26 protein-coding genes are annotated in these 21,256 nt (G+C 38.6%); 23 read left to right on the top strand and 3 right to left on the bottom strand.

Translation table 11 applies throughout. The features are described 5' to 3' along the window. The first annotated feature begins 64 nt into the window (after positions 1-64). Both BWR56_RS08505 and BWR56_RS08500 read left to right on the top strand, forming a co-directional pair. A complete protein-coding gene (locus BWR56_RS08505) occupies positions 65-436 on the top strand; it encodes a hypothetical protein (RefSeq protein ID WP_070480161.1) in 372 nt (123 codons plus the stop codon). Further along, a complete protein-coding gene (locus BWR56_RS08500; protein ID WP_070480162.1) occupies positions 429-1,613 on the top strand; it encodes a hypothetical protein in 1,185 nt (394 codons plus the stop codon). The genes BWR56_RS08505 and BWR56_RS08500 overlap by 8 nt, the downstream gene beginning before the upstream one ends. Positions 1,614-1,691: 78 nt before the next feature. Here BWR56_RS08500 and BWR56_RS08495 read toward each other — a convergent pair whose 3' ends face one another. Next, positions 1,692-2,024: a helix-turn-helix domain-containing protein gene (locus BWR56_RS08495; RefSeq protein ID WP_070480163.1), complete on the bottom strand. Its 333-nt coding sequence runs from the start codon at positions 2,022-2,024 to the stop codon at positions 1,692-1,694. Positions 2,025-2,168: 144 nt separating this feature from the next. Between BWR56_RS08495 and BWR56_RS08490 the strand changes: the two genes are divergently transcribed. The 20 genes from BWR56_RS08490 (at position 2,169) to pflA (ending at position 19,110) form a co-directional block, all read left to right on the top strand. Then, the gene (locus tag BWR56_RS08490; RefSeq protein WP_070567721.1) at positions 2,169-2,612 is read left to right on the top strand and encodes a hypothetical protein; all 444 of its coding nucleotides are present in this window, start codon (positions 2,169-2,171) and stop codon (positions 2,610-2,612) included. 54 nt (positions 2,613-2,666) lie between these two features. Next, positions 2,667-3,620 (top strand): hypothetical protein, encoded by a 954-nt coding sequence (locus tag BWR56_RS08485; protein WP_071851910.1) that lies wholly within the window; start codon positions 2,667-2,669, stop codon positions 3,618-3,620. A 191-nt stretch (positions 3,621-3,811) separates the two neighbouring features. Then, positions 3,812-4,234 carry a LuxR C-terminal-related transcriptional regulator gene (locus tag BWR56_RS08480; protein ID WP_071851908.1) on the top strand — a complete coding sequence of 141 codons (423 nt, stop codon included), beginning with the start codon at positions 3,812-3,814 and terminating at the stop codon, positions 4,232-4,234. 142 nt (positions 4,235-4,376) lie between these two features. Next, the gene (locus BWR56_RS08475; protein WP_071851906.1) at positions 4,377-4,742 is read left to right on the top strand and encodes a hypothetical protein; all 366 of its coding nucleotides are present in this window, start codon (positions 4,377-4,379) and stop codon (positions 4,740-4,742) included. A gap of 11 nt (positions 4,743-4,753) precedes the next feature. After that, positions 4,754-5,320, top strand: a complete 567-nt coding sequence (locus tag BWR56_RS08470; RefSeq protein WP_071851904.1) for a hypothetical protein — start codon at positions 4,754-4,756, stop codon at positions 5,318-5,320. A 226-nt stretch (positions 5,321-5,546) separates the two neighbouring features. Beyond that, positions 5,547-6,398 carry a rolling circle replication-associated protein gene (locus BWR56_RS08465; protein WP_076984808.1) on the top strand — a complete coding sequence of 284 codons (852 nt, stop codon included), beginning with the start codon at positions 5,547-5,549 and terminating at the stop codon, positions 6,396-6,398. Between the two features lie 52 nt (positions 6,399-6,450). Further along, positions 6,451-6,660 (top strand): hypothetical protein, encoded by a 210-nt coding sequence (locus tag BWR56_RS08460; protein WP_033585487.1) that lies wholly within the window; start codon positions 6,451-6,453, stop codon positions 6,658-6,660. Between the two features lie 62 nt (positions 6,661-6,722). Continuing rightward, positions 6,723-7,862, top strand: a complete 1,140-nt coding sequence (locus BWR56_RS08455; RefSeq protein ID WP_071851902.1) for a tyrosine-type recombinase/integrase — start codon at positions 6,723-6,725, stop codon at positions 7,860-7,862. A 133-nt stretch (positions 7,863-7,995) separates the two neighbouring features. After that, positions 7,996-8,775 carry a TatD family hydrolase gene (locus BWR56_RS08450; RefSeq protein WP_071851900.1) on the top strand — a complete coding sequence of 260 codons (780 nt, stop codon included), beginning with the start codon at positions 7,996-7,998 and terminating at the stop codon, positions 8,773-8,775. Then, positions 8,772-9,347: a ribonuclease M5 gene (gene rnmV / locus BWR56_RS08445; RefSeq protein WP_000659980.1), complete on the top strand. Its 576-nt coding sequence runs from the start codon at positions 8,772-8,774 to the stop codon at positions 9,345-9,347. The genes BWR56_RS08450 and rnmV overlap by 4 nt, the downstream gene beginning before the upstream one ends. Positions 9,348-9,396: 49 nt before the next feature. Then, complete coding sequence (locus BWR56_RS08440; RefSeq protein ID WP_000790643.1) at positions 9,397-10,701, top strand: hypothetical protein; 1,305 nt, start codon at positions 9,397-9,399, stop codon at positions 10,699-10,701. Positions 10,702-10,705: 4 nt separating this feature from the next. Continuing rightward, positions 10,706-11,578, top strand: coding sequence for a 16S rRNA (adenine(1518)-N(6)/adenine(1519)-N(6))-dimethyltransferase RsmA (rsmA, locus tag BWR56_RS08435; protein WP_001216843.1), 873 nt, complete (start codon positions 10,706-10,708; stop codon positions 11,576-11,578). Between the two features lies 1 nt (position 11,579). Next, positions 11,580-12,458: a ribosome small subunit-dependent GTPase A gene (rsgA, locus tag BWR56_RS08430; protein ID WP_009013709.1), complete on the top strand. Its 879-nt coding sequence runs from the start codon at positions 11,580-11,582 to the stop codon at positions 12,456-12,458. A gap of 10 nt (positions 12,459-12,468) precedes the next feature. Further along, positions 12,469-13,125 carry a ribulose-phosphate 3-epimerase gene (gene rpe, locus BWR56_RS08425; RefSeq protein WP_042903152.1) on the top strand — a complete coding sequence of 219 codons (657 nt, stop codon included), beginning with the start codon at positions 12,469-12,471 and terminating at the stop codon, positions 13,123-13,125. Further along, the gene (locus tag BWR56_RS08420; protein ID WP_001001245.1) at positions 13,088-13,750 is read left to right on the top strand and encodes a thiamine diphosphokinase; all 663 of its coding nucleotides are present in this window, start codon (positions 13,088-13,090) and stop codon (positions 13,748-13,750) included. The genes rpe and BWR56_RS08420 overlap by 38 nt, the downstream gene beginning before the upstream one ends. Before the next feature lies 1 nt (position 13,751). After that, a complete protein-coding gene (locus tag BWR56_RS08415) occupies positions 13,752-15,008 on the top strand; it encodes a DNA recombination protein RmuC (protein WP_071851890.1) in 1,257 nt (418 codons plus the stop codon). Further along, complete coding sequence (locus tag BWR56_RS08410; RefSeq protein WP_071851888.1) at positions 14,998-15,939, top strand: 3'-5' exoribonuclease YhaM family protein; 942 nt, start codon at positions 14,998-15,000, stop codon at positions 15,937-15,939. Before BWR56_RS08415 ends, BWR56_RS08410 begins: the two co-directional genes overlap by 11 nt. Before the next feature lie 104 nt (positions 15,940-16,043). Beyond that, positions 16,044-16,871, top strand: coding sequence for a pur operon repressor (gene purR, locus BWR56_RS08405; protein ID WP_002874197.1), 828 nt, complete (start codon positions 16,044-16,046; stop codon positions 16,869-16,871). A 66-nt stretch (positions 16,872-16,937) separates the two neighbouring features. Further along, on the top strand, positions 16,938-18,194 hold the full coding sequence (locus BWR56_RS08400) for a diaminopimelate decarboxylase (protein ID WP_049505191.1): 1,257 nt from the start codon (positions 16,938-16,940) through the stop codon (positions 18,192-18,194). A gap of 121 nt (positions 18,195-18,315) precedes the next feature. After that, complete coding sequence (gene pflA, locus BWR56_RS08395) at positions 18,316-19,110, top strand: pyruvate formate-lyase-activating protein (protein ID WP_001288280.1); 795 nt, start codon at positions 18,316-18,318, stop codon at positions 19,108-19,110. Positions 19,111-19,183: 73 nt separating this feature from the next. On the opposite strand, the gene yidC is transcribed toward pflA, so the two are convergent. Continuing rightward, positions 19,184-20,113, bottom strand: coding sequence for a membrane protein insertase YidC (gene yidC / locus BWR56_RS08390; RefSeq protein ID WP_025168797.1), 930 nt, complete (start codon positions 20,111-20,113; stop codon positions 19,184-19,186). 77 nt (positions 20,114-20,190) lie between these two features. After that, positions 20,191-20,469, bottom strand: a complete 279-nt coding sequence (locus BWR56_RS08385) for an acylphosphatase (protein WP_001174609.1) — start codon at positions 20,467-20,469, stop codon at positions 20,191-20,193. 33 nt (positions 20,470-20,502) lie between these two features. Between BWR56_RS08385 and BWR56_RS08380 the strand changes: the two genes are divergently transcribed. Beyond that, positions 20,503-21,243 carry a TrmH family RNA methyltransferase gene (locus tag BWR56_RS08380; protein ID WP_076984806.1) on the top strand — a complete coding sequence of 247 codons (741 nt, stop codon included), beginning with the start codon at positions 20,503-20,505 and terminating at the stop codon, positions 21,241-21,243. The last annotated feature ends 13 nt before the right edge of the window (positions 21,244-21,256 follow it).

The raw sequence follows: 21,256 nt of genomic DNA, 5'->3' as shown, positions 1-21,256 counted from the left end.
CTTGAAAACTTACTTTGCATAGAGTAAAATAATAATAGTTGGTTTTAATTTGAAGGGGAATTATATGTTGAAGTATGGTGAAGATTATCCAGATGCTTGTCCGCCATCTGAAGCAAAAGAGATGGAAGGTTCGTTTTATAGATTATGTAATAGTGAGGTTCCTGAAAAAGATGACTTTAAAACCCACGTAGATTTAGGTTTGAATTTTCCGCCCCCAAAATTATGTGAGGCCAAAGCTTTATCGTTTTTTGCATCAGAGCAAGCAATTGAAGAACTAAAAAAACGTTATCCTAAATTTAAAGATAAAGTTGCTGTGTTGATAAATATTTTACCTAGTCATGGTGTGGGACTGTTAGAAGGAGAACATTTAAATTTGTGGGAGTTTCAGGATGTGAATTTTCTTGATGCTCAGGAAGGAGGTATAGAAAATGAGTAGTATTTTGGATTTTGAATCAGTAGAATATCTTTATATTTTTGATTACTATGATATTCCATTGTCATTTATTACTAAGAAGATCGATGATAAATATTATTTTGTATATGCAATTGATTTTGATACATTTTTTGTAAAACCTCTTTCTATTAAGAATTTGAAAACTCTATTTTCTGATATTTCTACGAATACACTTCTTCAAGAGTTTTATTTAGAAGATGACTTTTCCATTCTAAAAAGAGAAAATAATAATAACTTTGTTAAATATGGTGTTAAAATTTTCGAATTAGAGAATAACATTAATGCGAGTGAGTATTTCCCTGAGGACGATTCAAAATTTGAGCGGGATTTGATTAGTGGAAAAAGTTTTAATATGCTATGTAGTGAATATGCCACAACATTTTCAGATATTTTAAATAATAAACAACTGACAATAAAGCTAGTTGATTCTTATAATTCACACTCAGCAGATTTAGATGTCGTTGCTAAAGCGATAAATTTGATGGAAAATTTTATAGAGGGATCAAAAGTATTTTTAAGGGAACATAATATATTTACTAATGGGAAACTTGTACTAACACCATTTACCCCCGGTTCATTCAATATAAATTTTGAAATAGTTCGTCCGGAAGAGGTTACTCTTTTTGAGGATGAATTTGAACTTTATTTTGATGACTTTATTGTTTTTACAGAATCTATAAATTACAAAGAGGCGTCGGATGTCTACTCAGATGTAATTTTTGAGAATAATAAAATAGTAAAATCTTTCGTTGAATTTTATAATGTCATAAAAGAAAACGGCCTTACTGTAACTTTGGAAAAGGACAAGAAAAAGTTATCCACTATTATTGTTAATGAACAAAGTGATAAATTTATTCAAGACTTAAATTCTCTAGTTCAAAAGCAAGATGATGCGGAAGTGTTTTCAGAAGAATTCGATTTTGAAGGAATAGTATCTAGTGCATCCAATGCTCGAAATAATGTCTCTATAAAAACTTTATCTGGAATAGTAAAGGCAAAGTTTTCTAGTGAATTATTTAGGGAAATTAAAAGAATGGATAGAACCATTTCGGTGTCAAGTGAAATACGAGGACGGTGGATAAAGCAAACTTTTTTGGATGAAAATAGAAATGTAATCTCTGAAAAATATGAAATTTTAAATTTTAATCAGAATAGTTAGAATCTATAAAGTAAAAAAGCTAACCAAAGGAAAGCTAAAGTAGCATACAAAAAGAGGAATTCATTGAGAGTTCCTCTTTTAATCTATATTTTTGACAATTTCATTGAACAAAGAAATTATTTTTAATTTTTTTGTGTGAGATAAATCTGAGATGTTATCAATCAATGTAGTTATAGGGACGTAATTATTTGAGAGTGGAAAATTAAAGAAGTCTTCTACGGTCAGTCCTAAAGCAGTAAGCACTTTTTCAAGTGTGTGTATTTTAAAATCATATTTCATATTCTCAATGTTTTGTATTGCTTTAACACCTAGTCCGGCTTGATTGGATAATTGTTCTTGGCTGAGATTCTGTTCTTTTCTACATTCTCTTATACGTTCTGCTATGTATTTTTGTAATTGATTAGCTTCCATCTGTAATTTCCTCTTTTGTACTATTCTACTATCCTTTATATGATTTTTTAAGTACAGTTAACTGTCCAAAATATCAATATAGTATAGCGAACGATACAATTTTGTGTTAAAATGGATAAAAAACAATACAATAGGAGTAGTGATATGACAGAAGAAATAGCTGTGTATAAATTACAAGAATGGGACATGGGAAATGGTGAGAAGAAATATTCTCAGTTAGGTAGCTTAGAAGCTCATTATTATTTTGCAAAAAATAATGGTGGAAAAGTTTTATTTACGACAAAAGACTTGTACCAGAGAAATGTTAGTTATTTGTTACTAACATTACCAAATGGAGAATACGGATTTCTTTCTAAAATTATTGAAAAAGGAATCTATCCTAAACTTCCAGAAGACCCCTCGTATATGGTTCCCACAGAGTGGAAAAATATAAATGAAACAATAGAAAAACAGTCCAATTTTAAATGGATTGCCTTAGAAGTTGTTTCAAATATTATTGAAAATATTGAGAATATACCTGAAATGCCTAGTCCTCAGTATATGTCAAAAGATGAATTTAAAAAATATATAAATAACAAAGATAATTAAGAGCTAAACACTGATTTTGTTTAAACAATAGAAAAAGTACGGAGAAGAGATATTATGAACAAGAAAAAAATTGGAAAAGAAAAAAAAGAAAATCAGAATGATAAGAAAACTAAAAAATTTAGTCTAGTGAAAGTTATATTACTTACGATTGTTATATTGGGAATCTTTGCTGCTGCAGGTATAAGTATATCTAATTATTTTTCTGAAAATTCATCAAGTGATAATTTATTTGATAAGAAGTGGGGTTCAGTAGGGCTTAAAACTAGTGTTTGGGAATTTTCAGGTTCAGAAAAATTAAAAATTGATTATATGCTAAAAAATAATGAAGTATTTAATTATGATGTAACTATTCATGATTCATATTCTGATTTTAAAAATATCACAAAAACTAAACTTTCGGAAGAAGATATAGTCAAATCATTTAAGGAAAATTTCGAGATATTAAAAAATAGCGATATCAAAAAAGAAGATTTGAAGTTTATTTCATTACTTGATAATAAAGACCAAGAACGTTACGGAAGAATCCTGTATAAGATAGATCAACATAAGATGGTATATCTTGATATAATTGGTGAGAATACATCTGTACCATATGAGTTAGTGCCATTAGTAAACACAAAAATTAGCGGAACTTATCGTGTTACGAAGGTTTATGGAACTAAAGGATCTGTGGAAGAAGATCAAAAAAATATAGATAGATTACCTAATATTAAATTTTCAAGTGATAGAATTATTGTAGGAGATAAGGTGATTTATTTAACTTCATATGAGTCATTTACTAATACTGTTAAGAATTTGAAAACAAAAGAACAAATTATCGCAATCATGGAAAGTAGAGGATATAAGATAAAGGATACAGAAAAAATATATGTTGATTTAGATAGAGTGCAATTCTATATCCCGGTTGAAAATGGTAAGAAAGTATTCATAGGATTTTTGAAGAATGATACCTCAAATGAAGAAAATAACGCAGTAATGGAACTAGAAAAAGTAGAACTAAAAGAATAATTGAATAAAAAAATAAATAGAATATAGATTTGGCTCTAAAAAATGCATAGCAGTTATACGATTTTGTATAACTGCTATTTTTTATACATCTGACTGTTTTTATCTAAAATGACTACTAAGTTTTTTCCACTGACGGTAGCGTGAGAAGACAAACTCTGTATGGTTGGTAAATCCCCAGGAGGTACCAACATATGGTAGATTTAACAAAAGTAGAACAACGTAGAGAAGAAGCAATTAAAAAAGCTGTATTATCTGGTGATTGGGCTAAGGTAGATAACTTATTAAACCAGTCCTATGAGAATTCATGTAGAAAAGATCGATCTTATGGTCTTTGTAGTTTAGATAGTAGATCAGGTGACACAGGTTCTTTATTAGATACGATAGCAGATTATAATGACCCATTGTCTTTCTTAATAAAAAAAGAAGAAATTGCTATTATAAACGATACTATTAAGAGTTTGCTGAGTGAAAGAGATAGAAAAATTCTATATGGAGTGGTTGAAGGTAGATCGTACTTAAGTCTTGCAAAGGAGGTTAGACTTAGTGACAAAACTGTAAAAAGACACTATGAGCGTATTGTAGAGATTCTACGAAAAGAATTAAAAAATTTATAATCTCCTCCGATTTCTGTTGAAATTTCTCCTAATAGATAAGGAGGTGTAATTTCAAACGTTGTTATCTGTAATCGTCACAGTGTTTATTTGATTAAAAGTAGACGATTTGCTTTTAAGTCTAGCTAGAAAGAAGGTTTTAATTATGGCACTTAAAAATTTATCACATTTTACTGAGTTTAATGCTCAGTTGTTTCTTTCTCTCAAAGAGTTACGCTATGTTTCTTCCACAAGGTGGACAGAAAAAAGTGAGACTGGTTCAGAAATTGAAAAAGGAGTAAAAGTGGGAGTAATTATCTTTTCTGATGAAAGCGACTATCCAAACGAAAAAAATAATATTGGAGAGCAACTCACTGTAAAAGTTCCACTTGCAACGATGAAGGATTATGACTCGTTTCAACCAATGCTGACATCTGTAGAAATTGTAGACATTGAGAAAGCAATTGTATACGGAGAATATCGTAACCAGCTTAGTTTGACTGCAAAAGTCATTGAAGTTGTTGCACTTTAAAGGAGGCAAATATGCCATCGATTATCGAAGAATTACCTATGAAGATTTTTGAAGGTGCTAAGGAAGTTTATCATCTTTGTAGTAGAAAACTTCAGGAGTACCAGAGGAAAGTCCAGATAGAAGAAAATCAAAAAAACTGGAATAGATTTCTAGATTCTACGCAAAATGTATTGGTAGAATTAGTGAAAGAAAATATTCAGGAAAATCAGTTTGCATATACACTAGTTCCAATTTACGAAGCTCAGGAAGTTGTTCAAGCCGATGGAAGCAAGTCGGTCCAGAGAGTGCACGTAGCAGATGAAAGAGTTCCTTTATGTGCAATTGATAACCATGGGATTCGAGAATTCGGAGTTAGTTGTGTAGTTTTTCGGTTTCAGGTTTTTGGAGAGATAGATTCAGACGTTCTATTAAGAATAAAAGATACTTGGATCTTTCATTTGCACAAATATTCTCTTCATGGTATCGCTGATCTATATGTAAAGAATGGGTTGCGCTATCTAGTATTCATCATATGTAATGAATCAGATAGACGAACGATTAAAGGGGGGTTGTTCAAATTGAAACATCCGTGGTCTTAGATGGTTAAATTCTTTATGCCGTGAAAGTTGTTGACAGTAGGCTAAGATAGATTAGACTGGTTGGGGCGGTGCGGTCGAACTTTGTTCGCCGTGCCGACACAATCAGTTTTATAATCTTAGGGTCCCTATTGTCAATAAATCATGGAATAAATCTGAATTTAATCATCGATAGTGCGACGCCTTAACTTGATAAGCGTCAAACAAAAGCACAATGAAAGGAGACATTATGAATCAAATTTTTCCCAATAAATTGGTTAAAGCATATGTTTATGGTGATACCGTAGAAATGACTACAGCCAACGGCCAACAAGAACAAATTATCAAAGTGATTGAAGGCAAGCGTTACGTAAATCTTGAGACCGGAGAAATTCACGCTATGGATACTTCCAGTAGTACACGACTCGATAATTTGAAGTCTACTAAACAGACTATGAAAAAACTACGCCGTCTAGTATCTCATAATTTTACGGGAGGTATCAACCAGTTATGGATAACGTTGACTTATCGAGACCATGTTACCGATCCGGCTATAGTTTACATGGATTTCAAAGCGTTCATTCGACGCATTCGTAATCAGTTTGGAAATGTTGATTATATTACGGTCATTGAACCACAAGCTAGTGGAAGGTGGCATTTGCATGTGTTATTAAAGAACGATTCCGAACTAACAATTCCTAACAATGACCTTGCTAAGATGTGGGGGAAAGGTTTTACAAAGACCAAGAGGTTAAAGAGAGCTGATAAGGTTGGGAATTATTTGATTGCTTATTTATCTAATTTGCAGATAGGTGATGAGGGTTCACAAAATAAATCTATTGTAAAAGGAGCTCGTTTATACATGTATCCAAAAGGAATTCGTATTTATCGTACAAGCAGAGGAATTGAAAAGCCTTTAGAAATTACAACAACAAAGGCTGAACTTATGAAGACTTATAAAATTAACAGTCCTCCAACTTTTTCACGTACCACAAAACATGAAACTCATTATGGCGTGAAAGAATATACTACCGAGTTTTACGATAACATAAAAAGCTTGTCAGACACTTTTGGCGGAGCAACTGACAAGCTAAGTAGGTAATAAAAGAGAATGTCTTTTACCATCCCTATTATATCAAAAATAGGAGAAATTTATGAAAAATATATATAAAAGCAAGAAAGGGATTACGGAATTATTTGATGTTCCGTTAAAAACCTTAAACAATGATCTAACAGAAATGCGAAGAAATGAAAAATTCCAAGGATACATTTTGAAGCCTTCTCATAAGAGAGTATATATAAACGTTGAAGGTTATAAGGAATTTCTGCTTTATAAACAAAAGAAATATGAGGAAGCTATGTAGTTATGTTATAATTAAGCTATGCTACATAGCTTTCCTTTGCTTTAAAAGTACAAGGAGAAGAAATGTTTTTTAAAAAATTGGATAATGGGAAATACCGTTATTATGAGAAATTCTATCATGAACGAGAGGGAAAGTGGAAGCAAGTCTCTGTGACTCTAAAATCAAAATCTAGAGTTTCTCAAGCAGAAGCAAAACGTCGTTTAGCGCTAAAAATCGAAAAACTTCTAACCGCCCCTACAAAAGAGGAAGTTGAAAAGAAACAACTAGAAGAAATGATTTTTAGTCAACTATTGGAAGCATGGAAAACGATTCGTTCCAGTGAGATAAAATCTTCTAGTTATAGAAGTGAGATGAAAAGTTTAGAGCTTTTCATGGGAGCAGTAGGAAATTTGAGAATATCAGATTACACTACTCAGATAGTTCAAACATATCTAATGAATTTGAATGTTCAAAATTCAACAAGAAAAAATCGAAAAATATACTTGAATGGTATCTTTGATTATGCTGTAAAGGTCGGATATATTTCTGACTCACCAGTTAAAGGGGTGGTAATTCCGAAGCAGAAAGCGGACTATGAGAAGTTGCAAAAAGCAAAGGATAATTTCATTAGTAGAGAGGAACTAGGACAGGTTTTATCGTATTGTGAAAGTCACAATAAAGATAAGCGTTATGCTTTGGCAATGGAATTTATCTTTTTAACTGGTCTTCGTTTTGCAGAGTTTATAGGGGTTCGCTATCAAGATGTAAACTTCAAAGAGAATCTTTTAACAATTGATCATACAATAGATTATGTTGCTCATGGATATGATGAGAGAATCTTACAGACAACGAAAACAGTAGGTTCTGTCAGGACGATAGTACTAAGTGAACGTTGCTTGGATATTATCGAGTACTTTCGTAGTAACTGTTTTGATGATGAGTTCATCTTTGTGACTGAGCAAGGTAACATTATGAGACAGCCTTTGTTATATAGATTTATCAAAAATATTTGTGAAGTAGTGTTGGGTGGGCACAGATCCTATAATATTCACATGCTTAGACATTCGCATATTAGTTTATTGGCTGAACTAGGGATACCCATAAAGGCTATTATGGAGCGAGTTGGACATAGAGATGAATCTATCACTTTAAGGATCTATAGTCATGTAACAAAAAATATACAAGATGAATTGAGAGAGAAACTTAATCAAATTCATCTGTAGATGCTAACCATAGAACTAACCAAGTACTAACCAAAGTGAATAGAAACTAGAGGAAATATAGGGAAGTATGGAAGAAAGAAATTCTTTTCTTCTGGTAGTTAAGGAACATTGAGGAAAGAGAAGGAAAAATAGTATGGATATTTTTGATACGCACACACATTTAAATGTAGAAGAATTTGCAGGACGTGAGGCAGAAGAAATCGCCTTGGCTGCTGAGATGGGTGTGACACAGATGAATATTGTTGGTTTTGATAAGCCAACCATTGAGCGAGCCCTAGAGTTGGCAGATGAGTATGAGCAACTCTACGCAACTATTGGCTGGCATCCGACGGAAGCAGGGACTTACACAGATGAGGTCGAAGCTTACTTGCTTGAAAAGCTAAAACATCCCAAGGTTGTTGCCTTGGGGGAGATTGGTCTGGACTATCACTGGATGACAGCACCTAAGGAAGTACAGGAGCAGGTTTTTCGTCGTCAGATTCAGCTGTCTAAGGACTTGAATTTGCCCTTTGTGGTCCACACTCGTGATGCGCTAGAAGATACTTATGAGATTATCAAGAGCGAGGGCGTTGGTCCTCGTGGTGGAATTATGCATTCATTTTCAGGCTCTTTGGAGTGGGCTGAGAAGTTTGTCGAGCTTGGCATGATTATTTCTTTCTCAGGTGTAGTGACCTTTAAGAAAGCGACGGATATTCAAGAGGCTGCTAGGGAACTTCCTTTGGATAAAATCCTCGTTGAGACAGATGCCCCTTACCTAGCTCCTGTTCCTAAACGTGGCCGTGAAAACAAAACAGCCTATACTCGCTATGTGGTGGACTTTATCGCCGACTTGCGTGGGATGACGACAGAAGAATTAGCTGCTGTGACAAGTGCCAATGCCGAGCGTATTTTTGGATTGGAAAAACAATCATGAAAGAGAAAATTTCCCAAGTCATCGTGGTCGAAGGACGGGATGATACAGCCAATCTCAAACGTTACTTTGATGTAGAGACCTATGAAACACGAGGTTCCGCAATAAATGACCAGGATATAGAGCGGATTCAGCGCCTGCATGAATTGCATGGAGTCATTGTCTTTACAGATCCAGATTTTAATGGGGAACGCATTCGACGCATGATTATGACGGACATTCCAACAGTGCAGCATGCCTTTCTCAAGCGAGATGAGGCTGTTCCCAAATCCAAGTCCAAGGGGCGTTCTCTGGGAATTGAACACGCCAGCTATGAAGATCTAAAAACAGCGCTGGCTCATGTGACAGAGCAATTTGAAAACGAGAACGAGTTTGACATCAGTCGTGGTGACTTGATTCGCCTAGGTTTCCTAGCGGGAGCAGACAGCCGTAGGCGCCGAGAGTATCTAGGCGAACAGCTCCGCATCGGTTATTCCAATGGGAAACAGCTGCTCAAGCGGTTGGAGTTGTTTGGAGTAACTTTGGCAGAAGTGGAAGAGGTTATGGAAAGTTATGAGAAAGACTCTAAAGTGTAGAGAATTATGTTAAAATGAAGGTAGTGTATTTAAGTTAATAGGAGGCTGTATGAAAAATAAGGATGGTAAATTATTGTTGAGTTTTGCTGCAGTCGGAGTTGTGATTGTTGGTATTATTTTATATATGAATAATCTTTTTGAGGGTAAGAATTTAATTCTTAATAGTTTATCCCAAGGAGAAGTATTAGCGGGCATAGTTATTGCGTTGCCGACATTAGTTACTTGGAATCAAGCTATTGAACAAAGTAAAGAAAATAAGAAAAATACTGTGTCTGATAATGTTAGAGACACTGTGAAGTATTATGATAAGCAACTTACAGAACTTGTTGCAGATATTAGTAAGACCAAAGAGTTACCCTTTTATAAGGCGGGAAAAATTGAATATATCATTGATACGTATAATAAATTATTAAAGGAATGGAATGAGATATTAAAATTAGATATTTCTCTTGACTTTGTTCAAGTATTGTCTACAATTTGTTCAATAAAATATCCAAAAGGAATAGAGAATCCTGGGAATGAGTTGGCGGAGAACTGGAAATATAATTTGAGCACAGCACTGAAACCAGTTATGAGAGAAATAATATCTTTGAAAAAGGAAGAAATATTTGGTTCCAAGGAAGTTAAATATTTCAGTTATGTTGAATTTGGTGTTACTGGATATGAGATTGAAAAAGTAAAGTTTAAAGACAAAAGCTTTGTAGAGTGTACTTTTTCTGCTGATTTTTTTGCTTCAAATTCATTTGAAGCATGTGAATTTATCAACTGTAGTATCAGTACTGGTGAGTTATCTGAACAAAAAGTGAAAGAATTACTAAGTGATAGTAATACGATTATAGGAACATTTAAAGACTCTAATGAGGATGATTTTGCTGAGCAATTTTATTCTACATCTGTTTCAGAATATGGAACTGTATTTGATGCCCGAGAAGGGATTATAGCTGATAACTATATTTTAGGAAACAAGTTTTTTGAAATTGATTCTAAGTCAGAAAATAGGGAAGAAATTTATAAGGATATTATTAATGGGTTGGTATCGTACGGCATAGGAGTTGATGAAAAAAGAAATAACAAAAAAATAAGTATCAGTAAAAATTATATAACGGAGGAAAACAAATCCAGCTATATTGCTGGAAGTTTATTCTCTGGTTGGAATAGTCTATTTTCAGAGAAAATACAAAAGTCTAATAATTTCAAATATTATATATTTTGTATAAAGAATGAAAATGTTTATAATACAATAGTTTTTGAAAATGATAGCTTTACTAGATTTTTAAAGAAAAAGAATATAGATAAGGCAGGAAAGTATAATTTTTATTTTACTGGTTTTAATAGTAATGTGGAAAAAGAGTAGATAAATGAGAATTGCAGATTATAGCGTGACCAAGGCAGTGCTGGAGCGTCACGGTTTTACCTTTAAAAAATCCTTTGGGCAAAATTTCCTGACGGATACCAATATTCTTCAAAAAATCGTGGATACAGCTGAGATTGATGATCAGGTTAATGTCATTGAAATCGGTCCAGGAATTGGTGCCTTGACAGAATTTTTGGCTGAGCGTGCGGCAGAGGTCATGGCTTTTGAGATTGACCACCGTTTGGTACCGATTTTAGCGGATACCCTGCGTGATTTTGATAATGTGACCGTAGTCAACGAGGACATTCTCAAAGTTGACTTGGCGCAGCATATCCAGAATTTCAAAAATCCAGACCTGCCCATTAAGGTGGTAGCCAACTTGCCTTACTACATTACGACGCCTATTCTCATGCACTTGATTGAAAGTGGCATTCCTTTTAGTGAGTTTGTCGTTATGATGCAAAAAGAAGTGGCAGATCGTATCTCCGCTCAACCCAATACCAAGGCTTACGGTAGTTTGTCGATTGCTGTCCAGTATTACATGACAGCCAAGGTTGCCTTTATCGTGCCTCGTACGGTCTTTGTGCCAGCCCCAAACGTGGACTCGGCTATCCTGAAAATGGTACGCCGTCCAGAACCAGCCGTAGCAGTGAAAGATGAACAATTTTTCTTTAAAGTTTCCAAGGCTAGTTTCACTCATCGTCGCAAGACCTTGTGGAACAACTTAACAGGCTACTTTGGCAAGACTGATGAAGTCAAGGAAAAGTTGACCAAGGCTTTGGATCAGGCAGGCTTGTCTCCATCTGTGCGTGGGGAAGCACTTAGCTTGGAAGAATTTGCCAGTCTGGCAGATGCGCTTAAAGGACAAGGACTCTAAGATGCAGGGACAAATTATTAAAGCCTTGGCAGGATTCTACTATGTAGAGAGTGGTGGTCAAGTTTACCAGACACGTGCGCGTGGGAATTTCCGTAAAAAAGGGCACACGCCCTATGTTGGGGATTGGGTAGACTTTTCTGCCGAGGAAAATTCTGAAGGTTATATCCTTAAGATTCATGAACGGAAAAACAGTCTGGTCCGTCCTCCTATTGTCAATATTGACCAAGCCGTGGTGATCATGTCCGTCAAGGAACCTGATTTTAATAGCAATTTGCTGGATCGGTTCTTGGTTCTTCTGGAACACAAGGGCATCCATCCTATCGTCTATATTTCCAAAATGGACTTGCTGGAGGATAGGGGAGAACTGGATTTTTACGAACAAACCTATCGTGCCATTGGTTATGACTTTGTGACCAGTAAGGAGGAACTCCTGCCCCTGTTGACAGGAAAAGTGACGGTCTTTATGGGGCAGACAGGTGTTGGAAAATCAACCCTCCTCAATAAAATCGCACCGGACCTCAATCTTGAAACAGGAGAGATCTCAGACAGTCTAGGTCGTGGTCGCCATACCACTCGAGCTGTTAGTTTTTACAATCTCAATGGGGGTAAAATCGCGGACACGCCAGGATTTTCATCACTGGATTATGAAGTGTCAACGGCTGAAGACCTCAATCAGGCCTTTCCAGAGATTGCCAGTGTCAGTCGAGACTGTAAATTCCGTACTTGTACCCATACCCATGAACCGTCCTGTGCGGTTAAGCCAGCTGTAGAAGAAGGAACCATTGCAACCTTCCGTTTTGACAACTACCTGCAATTTCTCAGTGAGATTGAAAATCGCAGAGAAACCTACAAAAAAGTCAGCAAAAAAATTCCAAAATAAGGAGAAACAGATGTCTCAATACAAGATTGCTCCGTCAATTCTGGCAGCAGATTATGCCAACTTTGAACGAGAAATTAAACGTCTAGAAGCAACTGGGGCTGAATATGCCCATATCGATATTATGGATGGTCACTTTGTACCACAAATCAGTTTTGGTGCCGGTGTGGTTGAAGCTCTTCGCCCCCATAGCAAGATGGTCTTTGACTGCCACTTGATGGTCGCTAATCCAGAGCATCATTTAGAGGACTTTGCGCGTGCAGGTGCAGATATCATCAGTATCCATGTGGAAGCAACGCCTCATATCCATGGGGCTCTTCAAAAAATTCGTTCTCTTGGTGTCAAACCTTCTGTTGTCATTAACCCTGGTACGCCTGTGGAGGCAATCAAGCACGTTCTTCACCTAGTTGACCAAGTCTTGGTCATGACAGTGAATCCTGGCTTCGGTGGGCAAACTTTTCTGCCTGAAACCATGGACAAGGTTCGTGAGTTGGTTGCCCTTCGTGAGGAAAAAGGTTTGAACTTTGAGATCGAAGTCGATGGTGGGATTGATGATCAAACCATTTCTCAAGCTAAAGAAGCTGGTGCTACAGTTTTTGTAGCAGGGTCTTATGTCTTTAAGGGAGATGTCAATGAACGAGTGCAAACTCTCAGAAAACAATTGGACTAGGGTTGCCGTTTTTGCCGGCGGGGATCGCGGTCATTATCGGACGGATTTTGATTGCTTTGTCGGTGTGGATCGCGGTTCGCTCTGGGTCTTGGAAGAAGATCTGCCTCTCACTCTAGCAATTGGGGATTTTGATTCGGTGACTGCAGACGAACGCCAGTTGATTCAAAAACGTGCCCAACATTTTGTTCAAGCTCAGCCAGAAAAGGATGATACGGATCTGGAATTGGCTCTCTTGACCATCTTTGAGCAAAATCCTCAAGCCCAAGTGACCATTTTTGGGGCTTTGGGTGGTCGTATTGATCATATGCTGGCTAATGTCTTTCTGCCTAGCAATCCCAAGTTGGCACCCTATATGCGCCAGATAGCGATTGAGGATGGGGAAAACTTGATTGCCTATTGTCCAGAAGGGAGCAGTCAGCTTCAACCCCGTTCAGACTACGATTATCTAGCCTTTATGCCAGTTCGGGATAGCCAGCTGACTATTCTTGGTGCCAAGTACGAATTGACAGAGGAAAATTTTTTCTTTAAAAAAGTGTACGCTTCTAACGAATATATAGATAGGGAAGTTTCGGTAACTTGCCCAGATGGCTATGTCGTCGTGCTGCATAGCAAGGACAGGAGGTAGGATGGAGACTGTATTACTACTATTATTAATTGCCAACCTAGCTGGACTCTTTCTGATTTGGCAAAGGCAGGATAAGCAAGACAAGTACCTAGCCAAGAGTTTGGAGGATCAAGCAGACAATCTTTCAGATCAACTGGATTACCGCTTTGAACAAGCCAGACAAGCCAGTCAGCTGGATCAAAAAGATTTGGAAGTGGCTGTCAGCGACCGTTTGCAGGAAGTGCGAATGGAGTTGCACCAAGGCCTGACGCAAGTCCGTCAAGAAATGACAGATAATCTTTTACAAACTAGGGACAAGACCGACCAACGCCTTCAAGCCTTGCAGGAGTCCAATGAGCAACGTTTAGAACAAATGCGCCAAACGGTCGAGGAAAAGCTAGAAAAGACCTTGCAGACGCGCTTGCAGGCTTCCTTCGAGACAGTTTCCAAACAACTGGAGTCGGTCAACCGAGGTTTGGGAGAAATGCAGACAGTTGCCCGCGATGTCGGTGCACTTAACAAAGTTCTCTCTGGAACCAAGACGCGAGGGATTCTGGGCGAATTGCAACTGGGGCAAATCATCGAAGACATCATGACACCTGCCCAGTACGAACGAGAATTTGCAACGGTTGAGAACTCCAGTGAACGAGTAGAGTATGCCATCAAGTTACCTGGCCAAGCCGATCAAGAATATGTCTACTTACCGATTGACTCGAAGTTTCCACTGGCAGATTATTACCGCTTAGAAGAAGCTTATGAAGCAGGCGATAAGGACGAGATTGAACGTTGTCGCAAGTCACTCCTAGCCAGTGTTAAGCGATTTGCCAAGGATATCAAGAGCAAGTACATAGCGCCACCTCGGACGACCAATTTTGGAGTCTTGTTTGTTCCGACAGAAGGACTTTACTCAGAGATTGTTCGCAATCCGGTCTTCTTTGATGATTTGAGACGGGAGGAGCAGATTATTGTCGCTGGTCCAAGTACCCTATCAGCCCTGCTTAACTCTCTATCAGTTGGCTTCAAGACTCTCAATATCCAAAAGAGTGCCGACCATATCAGCAAGACTCTTGCCAGCGTCAAGACCGAGTTTGGCAAGTTCGGAGGCATTCTGGTCAAGGCACAAAAGCATCTCCAACATGCCTCTGGCAATATTGATGAATTATTAAACCGTCGTACCACAGCTATCGAGCGGACGCTCCGTCACATTGAATTATCAGAAGGTGAGCCTGCGCTTGATCTACTCCATTTCCAAGAAGATGAGGAAGAATATGAAGATTAGTCACATGAAAAAAGATGAGCTGTTTGAAGGCTTTTACCTGATCAAGTCAGCTGACCTGAGACAGACGCGTGCTGGGAAAAACTACTTAGCCTTTACCTTCCAAGACGATAGCGGCGAGATTGAAGGGAAGCTCTGGGATGCCCAACCTCATAACGTTGAGGCCTTTACCGCAGGGAAAGTCGTCCACATGCAGGGACGTCGAGAAGTTTATAATAATACACCTCAAGTCAATCAAATTACTCTTCGCTTGCCTCAGCCTGGGGAACCCAATGATCCAGCTGATTTCAAGGTCAAGTCGCCGGTTGATGTCAAGGAAATTCGTGACTACATGTCGCAAATGATTTTCAAGATTGAAAATCCTGTCTGGCAGCGTATCGTTCGTAGTCTCTACACCAAGTATGATAAGGAATTCTACTCCTATCCGGCTGCCAAGACCAACCACCATGCCTTTGAAACGGGTTTGGCTTTTCACACGGCAACCATGGTGCGTTTGGCAGATGCCATTAGCGATATCTATCCTCAGCTCAACAAGAGCCTGCTCTATGCTGGGATTATGCTACACGACTTGGCTAAGGTTTTAGAACTCAGTGGTCCTGATCAGACGGAGTACACAGTGCGAGGCAATCTCCTTGGCCATATCGCCCTCATCGATAGTGAAATTACTAAGACAGTCATGGAACTAGGCATCGATGATACTAGAGAAGAAGTGGTGCTACTGCGCCATGTCATCCTCAGTCACCATGGCTTGCTAGAGTATGGAAGTCCAGTCCGTCCACGCATTATGGAGGCAGAGATTATTCATATGATCGATAATCTAGATGCCAGCATGATGATGATGACAACAGCTCTTGCTTTGGTGGATAAAGGAGAAATGACCAATAAAATCTTCGCTATGGACAATCGTTCCTTCTATAAACCAGATTTAGATTAATGATTTAAGAAAAACGAGCATTTTTTACGCAATAATGTTCGTTTTTTTATGTGAATGTGGTATAATGGATAAAATATCAAAATTAAATGGAATGGTAAATAAAAATGAAATTAAGAAGAAGTGATCGGATGGTTGTCATTTCCAACTATTTGATTAATAATCCATACAAACTAACAAGTCTCAACACCTTTGCAGAAAAGTACGAATCTGCTAAATCATCTATCTCAGAGGACATCGTGATTATCAAGCGTGCCTTTGAGGAAATCGAAATCGGCCATATCCAGACTGTGACTGGAGCGGGTGGTGGTGTTATCTTTACACCATCAATCTCTAGCCATGAAGCCAAAGAAATGATCGCAGACTTGCGTGACAAACTTTCAGAAAGTGACCGTATCTTGCCAGGTGGCTATATCTACCTGTCTGATTTACTCAGTACGCCTGCCATTTTGAAAAATATTGGACGCATCATTGCCAAGAGCTTTATGGACCAAAAAATCGATGCCGTTATGACAGTAGCAACTAAAGGGGTTCCGCTTGCAAATGCAGTTGCCAATGTCCTCAATGTTCCATTTGTCATTGTGCGTCGTGACTTGAAAATTACCGAAGGTTCAACGGTCAGCGTCAACTATGTTTCAGGTTCAAGCGGTGACCGCATAGAGAAAATGTTCCTTTCAAAACGTAGCCTCAAGGCAGGCAGTCGTGTCTTGATCGTGGATGACTTCTTGAAAGGTGGGGGAACTGTCAATGGGATGATCAGTCTCTTGCGTGAGTTTGATTCGGAACTAGCTGGTGTCGCAGTTTTTGCAGACAATGCCCAAGAAGAACGTGAAAAGCAGTTTGATTACAAGTCACTCTTGAAAGTAACCAATATTGATGTTAAGAACCAATCCATCGATGTTGAGATTGGAAATATCTTTGACGAAGACAAATAAGAGATAGAACTAAAGGTTGGAACGATTGTCCCAGCCTTTCTTTGCAAACAGAATAGAAGGAAGCTTATGAAAACACCATTTATCAGCCGAGAAGATTTAGAAACGATTGTTGCAGAGTTCCCGACTCCTTTTCACTTATATGACGAGAAGGGAATTCGCGAAAAAGCAAGAGCGGTCAACAAAGCCTTTTCCTGGAACAAGGGCTTTAAGGAATATTTTGCAGTTAAGGCTACTCCAACCCCAGCCATCTTGAAAATTCTCAAAGAGGAAGGTTGTGGTGTGGACTGTTCTAGTTATGTGGAGCTTTTGATGAGCCATAAACTGGATTTTCCTGGTTCTGAGATCATGTTCTCTTCTAACAATACCCCAGACCAAGAGTACGCCTATGCGCGTGAATTAGGTGCAACCATTAACTTGGATGCTTTTGAAGACATTGAACATCTGGAGCGAGCGGCAGGCATTCCAGAAATCATCTCTTGTCGTTACAATCCTGGTGGCGTTTTTGAACTGGGGACAGACATCATGGACAATCCTGGAGAGGCCAAGTTTGGCATGACCAAGAATCAACTCTTTGAAGCCTTTGCGATTTTGAAGGAAAAAGGAGCTAAGACTTTTGGGATTCACTCTTTCCTAGCATCCAATACTGTCACCCATCTCTATTATCCAGAGTTGGCACGTCAGCTCTTTGAATTGGCTGTTGAAATCAAGGAAAAGTTGGGCATTTCGCTAGACTTTATCAATCTTTCTGGTGGTATTGGTGTCAATTACCGTCCAGACCAGGAGCCAAATGATATTGCGATGATTGGTGAAGGTGTGCGTAAGGTTTATGAAGAAGTCCTTACGCCAGCAGGTCTTGGTCAGGTCAAGATTTTTACCGAATTGGGTCGTTTTATGTTAGCCCCTCACGGAGCTTTGGTCACAAGAGTCACTCATAAGAAAAAAACTTACCGTACCTATCTAGGTGTGGATGCATCAGCAGTCAACCTCATGCGCCCAGCCATGTATGGAGCCTACCACCATATCACCAATCTGACCCATACAGATGGACCAGTTGAGGTGGTAGATGTGGTTGGTTCACTCTGTGAAAACAATGATAAATTTGCAGTGAACCGCGAACTGCCTCATACAGAAATCGGTGATTTGCTAGTGATTCATGATACAGGTGCACATGGATTCTCCATGGGTTACCAGTACAATGCCAAACTACGCTCGGCAGAAATCCTCTATACCGAAGAAGGCAAAGCCCGCCAAATCCGCCGTGCAGAGCGCCCTGAGGACTATTTTGCAACCTTGTATGGTTTTGATTTTGAATCGGATCAGTAAAAGAAATTGAAAATGAAAGTGAAAAACAGATTGCTTTCTAAAAAATAGACAAAAAAACCTTGTTTTTCACCTTACTCGTGATATAATAAAACTATAAAACGGTTTCAAGGAAGGTGACGATATGTCTGAAGAAACAATTGACTATGGACAAGTGACAGGAATGGTGCATTCGACAGAGAGTTTTGGGGCGGTAGATGGCCCTGGGATTCGGTTTATTGTCTTTTTGCAGGGCTGTCACATGCGTTGCCAGTACTGTCATAACCCCGATACATGGGCTATGGAGACCAATAAATCACGCGAACGGACAGTAGACGATGTCTTGACAGAAGCCCTTCGCTACCGTGGTTTCTGGGGAGACAAGGGAGGAATCACTGTCAGTGGTGGAGAGGCCCTCTTACAGATTGATTTCCTAATTGCCCTCTTTACCAAGGCCAAGGAAAAAGGAATCCACTGTACCTTGGATACCTGTGCCCTTCCGTTCCGTAATAAACCACGTTATCTCGAAAAGTTTAATAAACTCATGGCGGTGACAGACTTGGTTCTCCTGGATATCAAGGAAATTAACGAAGAACAGCACAAGATTGTCACAAGCCAAACCAATAAAAACATCTTGGCCTGTGCCCAGTACCTATCAGATATTGGGAAGCCTGTTTGGATTCGCCATGTGCTGGTTCCGGGATTGACAGATAGAGATGACGACTTAATCGAACTCGGTAAATTCGTCAAAACCCTCAAAAATGTTGACAAGTTTGAAATCCTACCTTATCATACGATGGGAGAATTCAAGTGGCGTGAACTTGGGATTCCTTATTCGCTCGAAGGGGTCAAACCTCCAACAGCAGACCGTGTTAAGAATGCCAAGGAGTTGATGGATACAGAAAGTTACCAAGATTACATGAAACGTGTTCATGGATAAAAAAAGAAGCCCGATGGAGACATCGGGCTTTTGTGATGCATAAAAAGCCTAGCCTCTCAGCTAAGCCTTTTTCTTATTTTCTAGAATGTTGTTTACCAGCATTGCGTTTTTTATGTTTCTTATTAGTCATGATCGCAGTTGCTTGGTTTGGAGTGACATCTTTACGTCCGCCTCCAGTTGAAAATGAACTTGCTTTTGGTGGATTTTTGGCAAATTCTTCACGAACTTTTTTGCGGAGTTTTGGACGAACAACATAGTTAACGATGAACTGTTGGAGAATCATCATGAAACCACCGACAACCCAGTAAAGCGTCACACTGGCTGGTGCGAAGAAGGAGAAGAAGACAATCATGAGTGGGCTCATGTAAATCATTTTCTTGAGCTGTTCTCTTTGCATTTCATCTTCTACTCCGTGAAGTGAGAGGAGCGATTGAAGATAGTAAAGGACACCAGCACAGGCAACCAAAATCATACTTGGAGACCCTAGAGGAATTCCTAGGTAGCTTGCTTGAGCAACTCCATCAGTATGTTGGGCAGCAAAGTAGATAGCAGAGAAGAAAGGCATTTGAATGAGGATAGGGAAACATCCTACACCACCGAGCATGCTGATACCATGTTCTTTTTGGGCAGCAAAGAGAGCTTGTTGCGCTTCTAGTTTTTCTTCCTGAGTTGTTGCTTCTTTGAGACGGGTTTGATGTGGTTCAAGCACATGTTTGAGAGCGTTCATCTTTTCAGAGTGAAGTGTCGCCTTCCATGATTGGTAGATACCGAGTGGCAAGATAATCAAACGAACGATAATGGTGACGATAATGATAGCGACCCCGAAGCCTAGACCTTTATCAGTAGCGAAGTACTTGATAGCTTCTCCCATCGGAGCACCCAAGAAATCCCAAACGGGACCAATTGGCTTACCTGTTGCATTATCAATCTGAACGCAACCTGTCAAGACGAGTAGCATAGCCACTCCCATAGCAGAGAGGGCAAAACGTTTAATAGATTTCAATGTTTTCATTCCTTCTTTAAAAATTATACCTTTCTATTCTACTGTTTTTTTGTAAAATATACAATAGTTCTAGAGACCTAATTTGCGACTTTGAAGTCCGAATAGGATGAAAAGTTGCTCATTTGTACATCTAGATAGGTAACTTTTGAAAAAGGTGTCGGACCTTTTCGGATTTCTTGGATAAATTTTGCCATAGTGGCAGAAGAGTCTGCCTGAGCAAGAATTTCCACTGTGCCATCGTCGTTATTCCAGACACGACCAGTTATGCCACCGATTTCAAGAGCTAAAGTAACAACACCCCAACGGAAACCAACACCTTGCACCCTGCCTTGGGCAATCATTCTAACCTTTTGCATACCAAACCCCTTTGATTGTGTTATAATATTTCTATGACTATTATAACCTCAAAAGCCAATTCTGTGGTAAAAAATGCCAAGAAATTGCATCAAAAAAAATATCGAAAGTCTACCTATTTGATTGAGGGCTGGCACTTGTTTGAAGAAGCTGTTCAAGCAGGGGTGACGATTGAAAAGGTCTTTGCCCTAGAAAGTTACCTAGATCAGCTAGCGGCTTTTCCACAAACAGTCTGGGTTTCAGAGGAGATTTTGCTGGATTTGGCAGATACGCAAACTCCTCAAGGGATTGTTGCAGTGATTCAAAAAGAAGAAGTGGGTCTGCCTGATTTTCGTCAGGGCAAGTATCTATTTTTAGAGGATGTTCAAGATCCTGGGAATGTAGGTACCATGATTCGGACTGCGGATGCTGCAGGTTTTACAGGGGTTATTGTCTCAGACAAGTCAGCAGATATCTACAGTCTCAAGACTCTGCGTTCCATGCAAGGAAGTCATTTTCACTTGCCTATCTATCGTATGCCTGTTGCCACCTTTGTAGTAGAGGCAAAAAAGAGCAATTTGCCCTTTCTAGCAACGACCTTATCGAGAGATTCAAAGGATTATCGTGAGCTTTCTTCACTAGAGAACTTTGTTTTAGTCATGGGAAATGAAGGGCAGGGGATTAGTTCTGTCATGGCTGAGAGTGCTGATCAGCTGGTTCATATAGGCATGAAAGGCCGAGCAGAAAGTCTCAACGTGGCAGTTGCAGCAGGCATTTTGATGTTTTATTTCAGCTAATTTATAAAATCTT

Origin of the sequence: Streptococcus oralis (genome assembly GCF_001983955.1) — a bacterium.
GTDB lineage: Bacteria > Bacillota > Bacilli > Lactobacillales > Streptococcaceae > Streptococcus > Streptococcus jiangnanensis.
The sequence above is the reverse complement of the archived record's forward strand: the minus strand, read 5'-3'. Positions and strand labels throughout refer to the sequence as shown.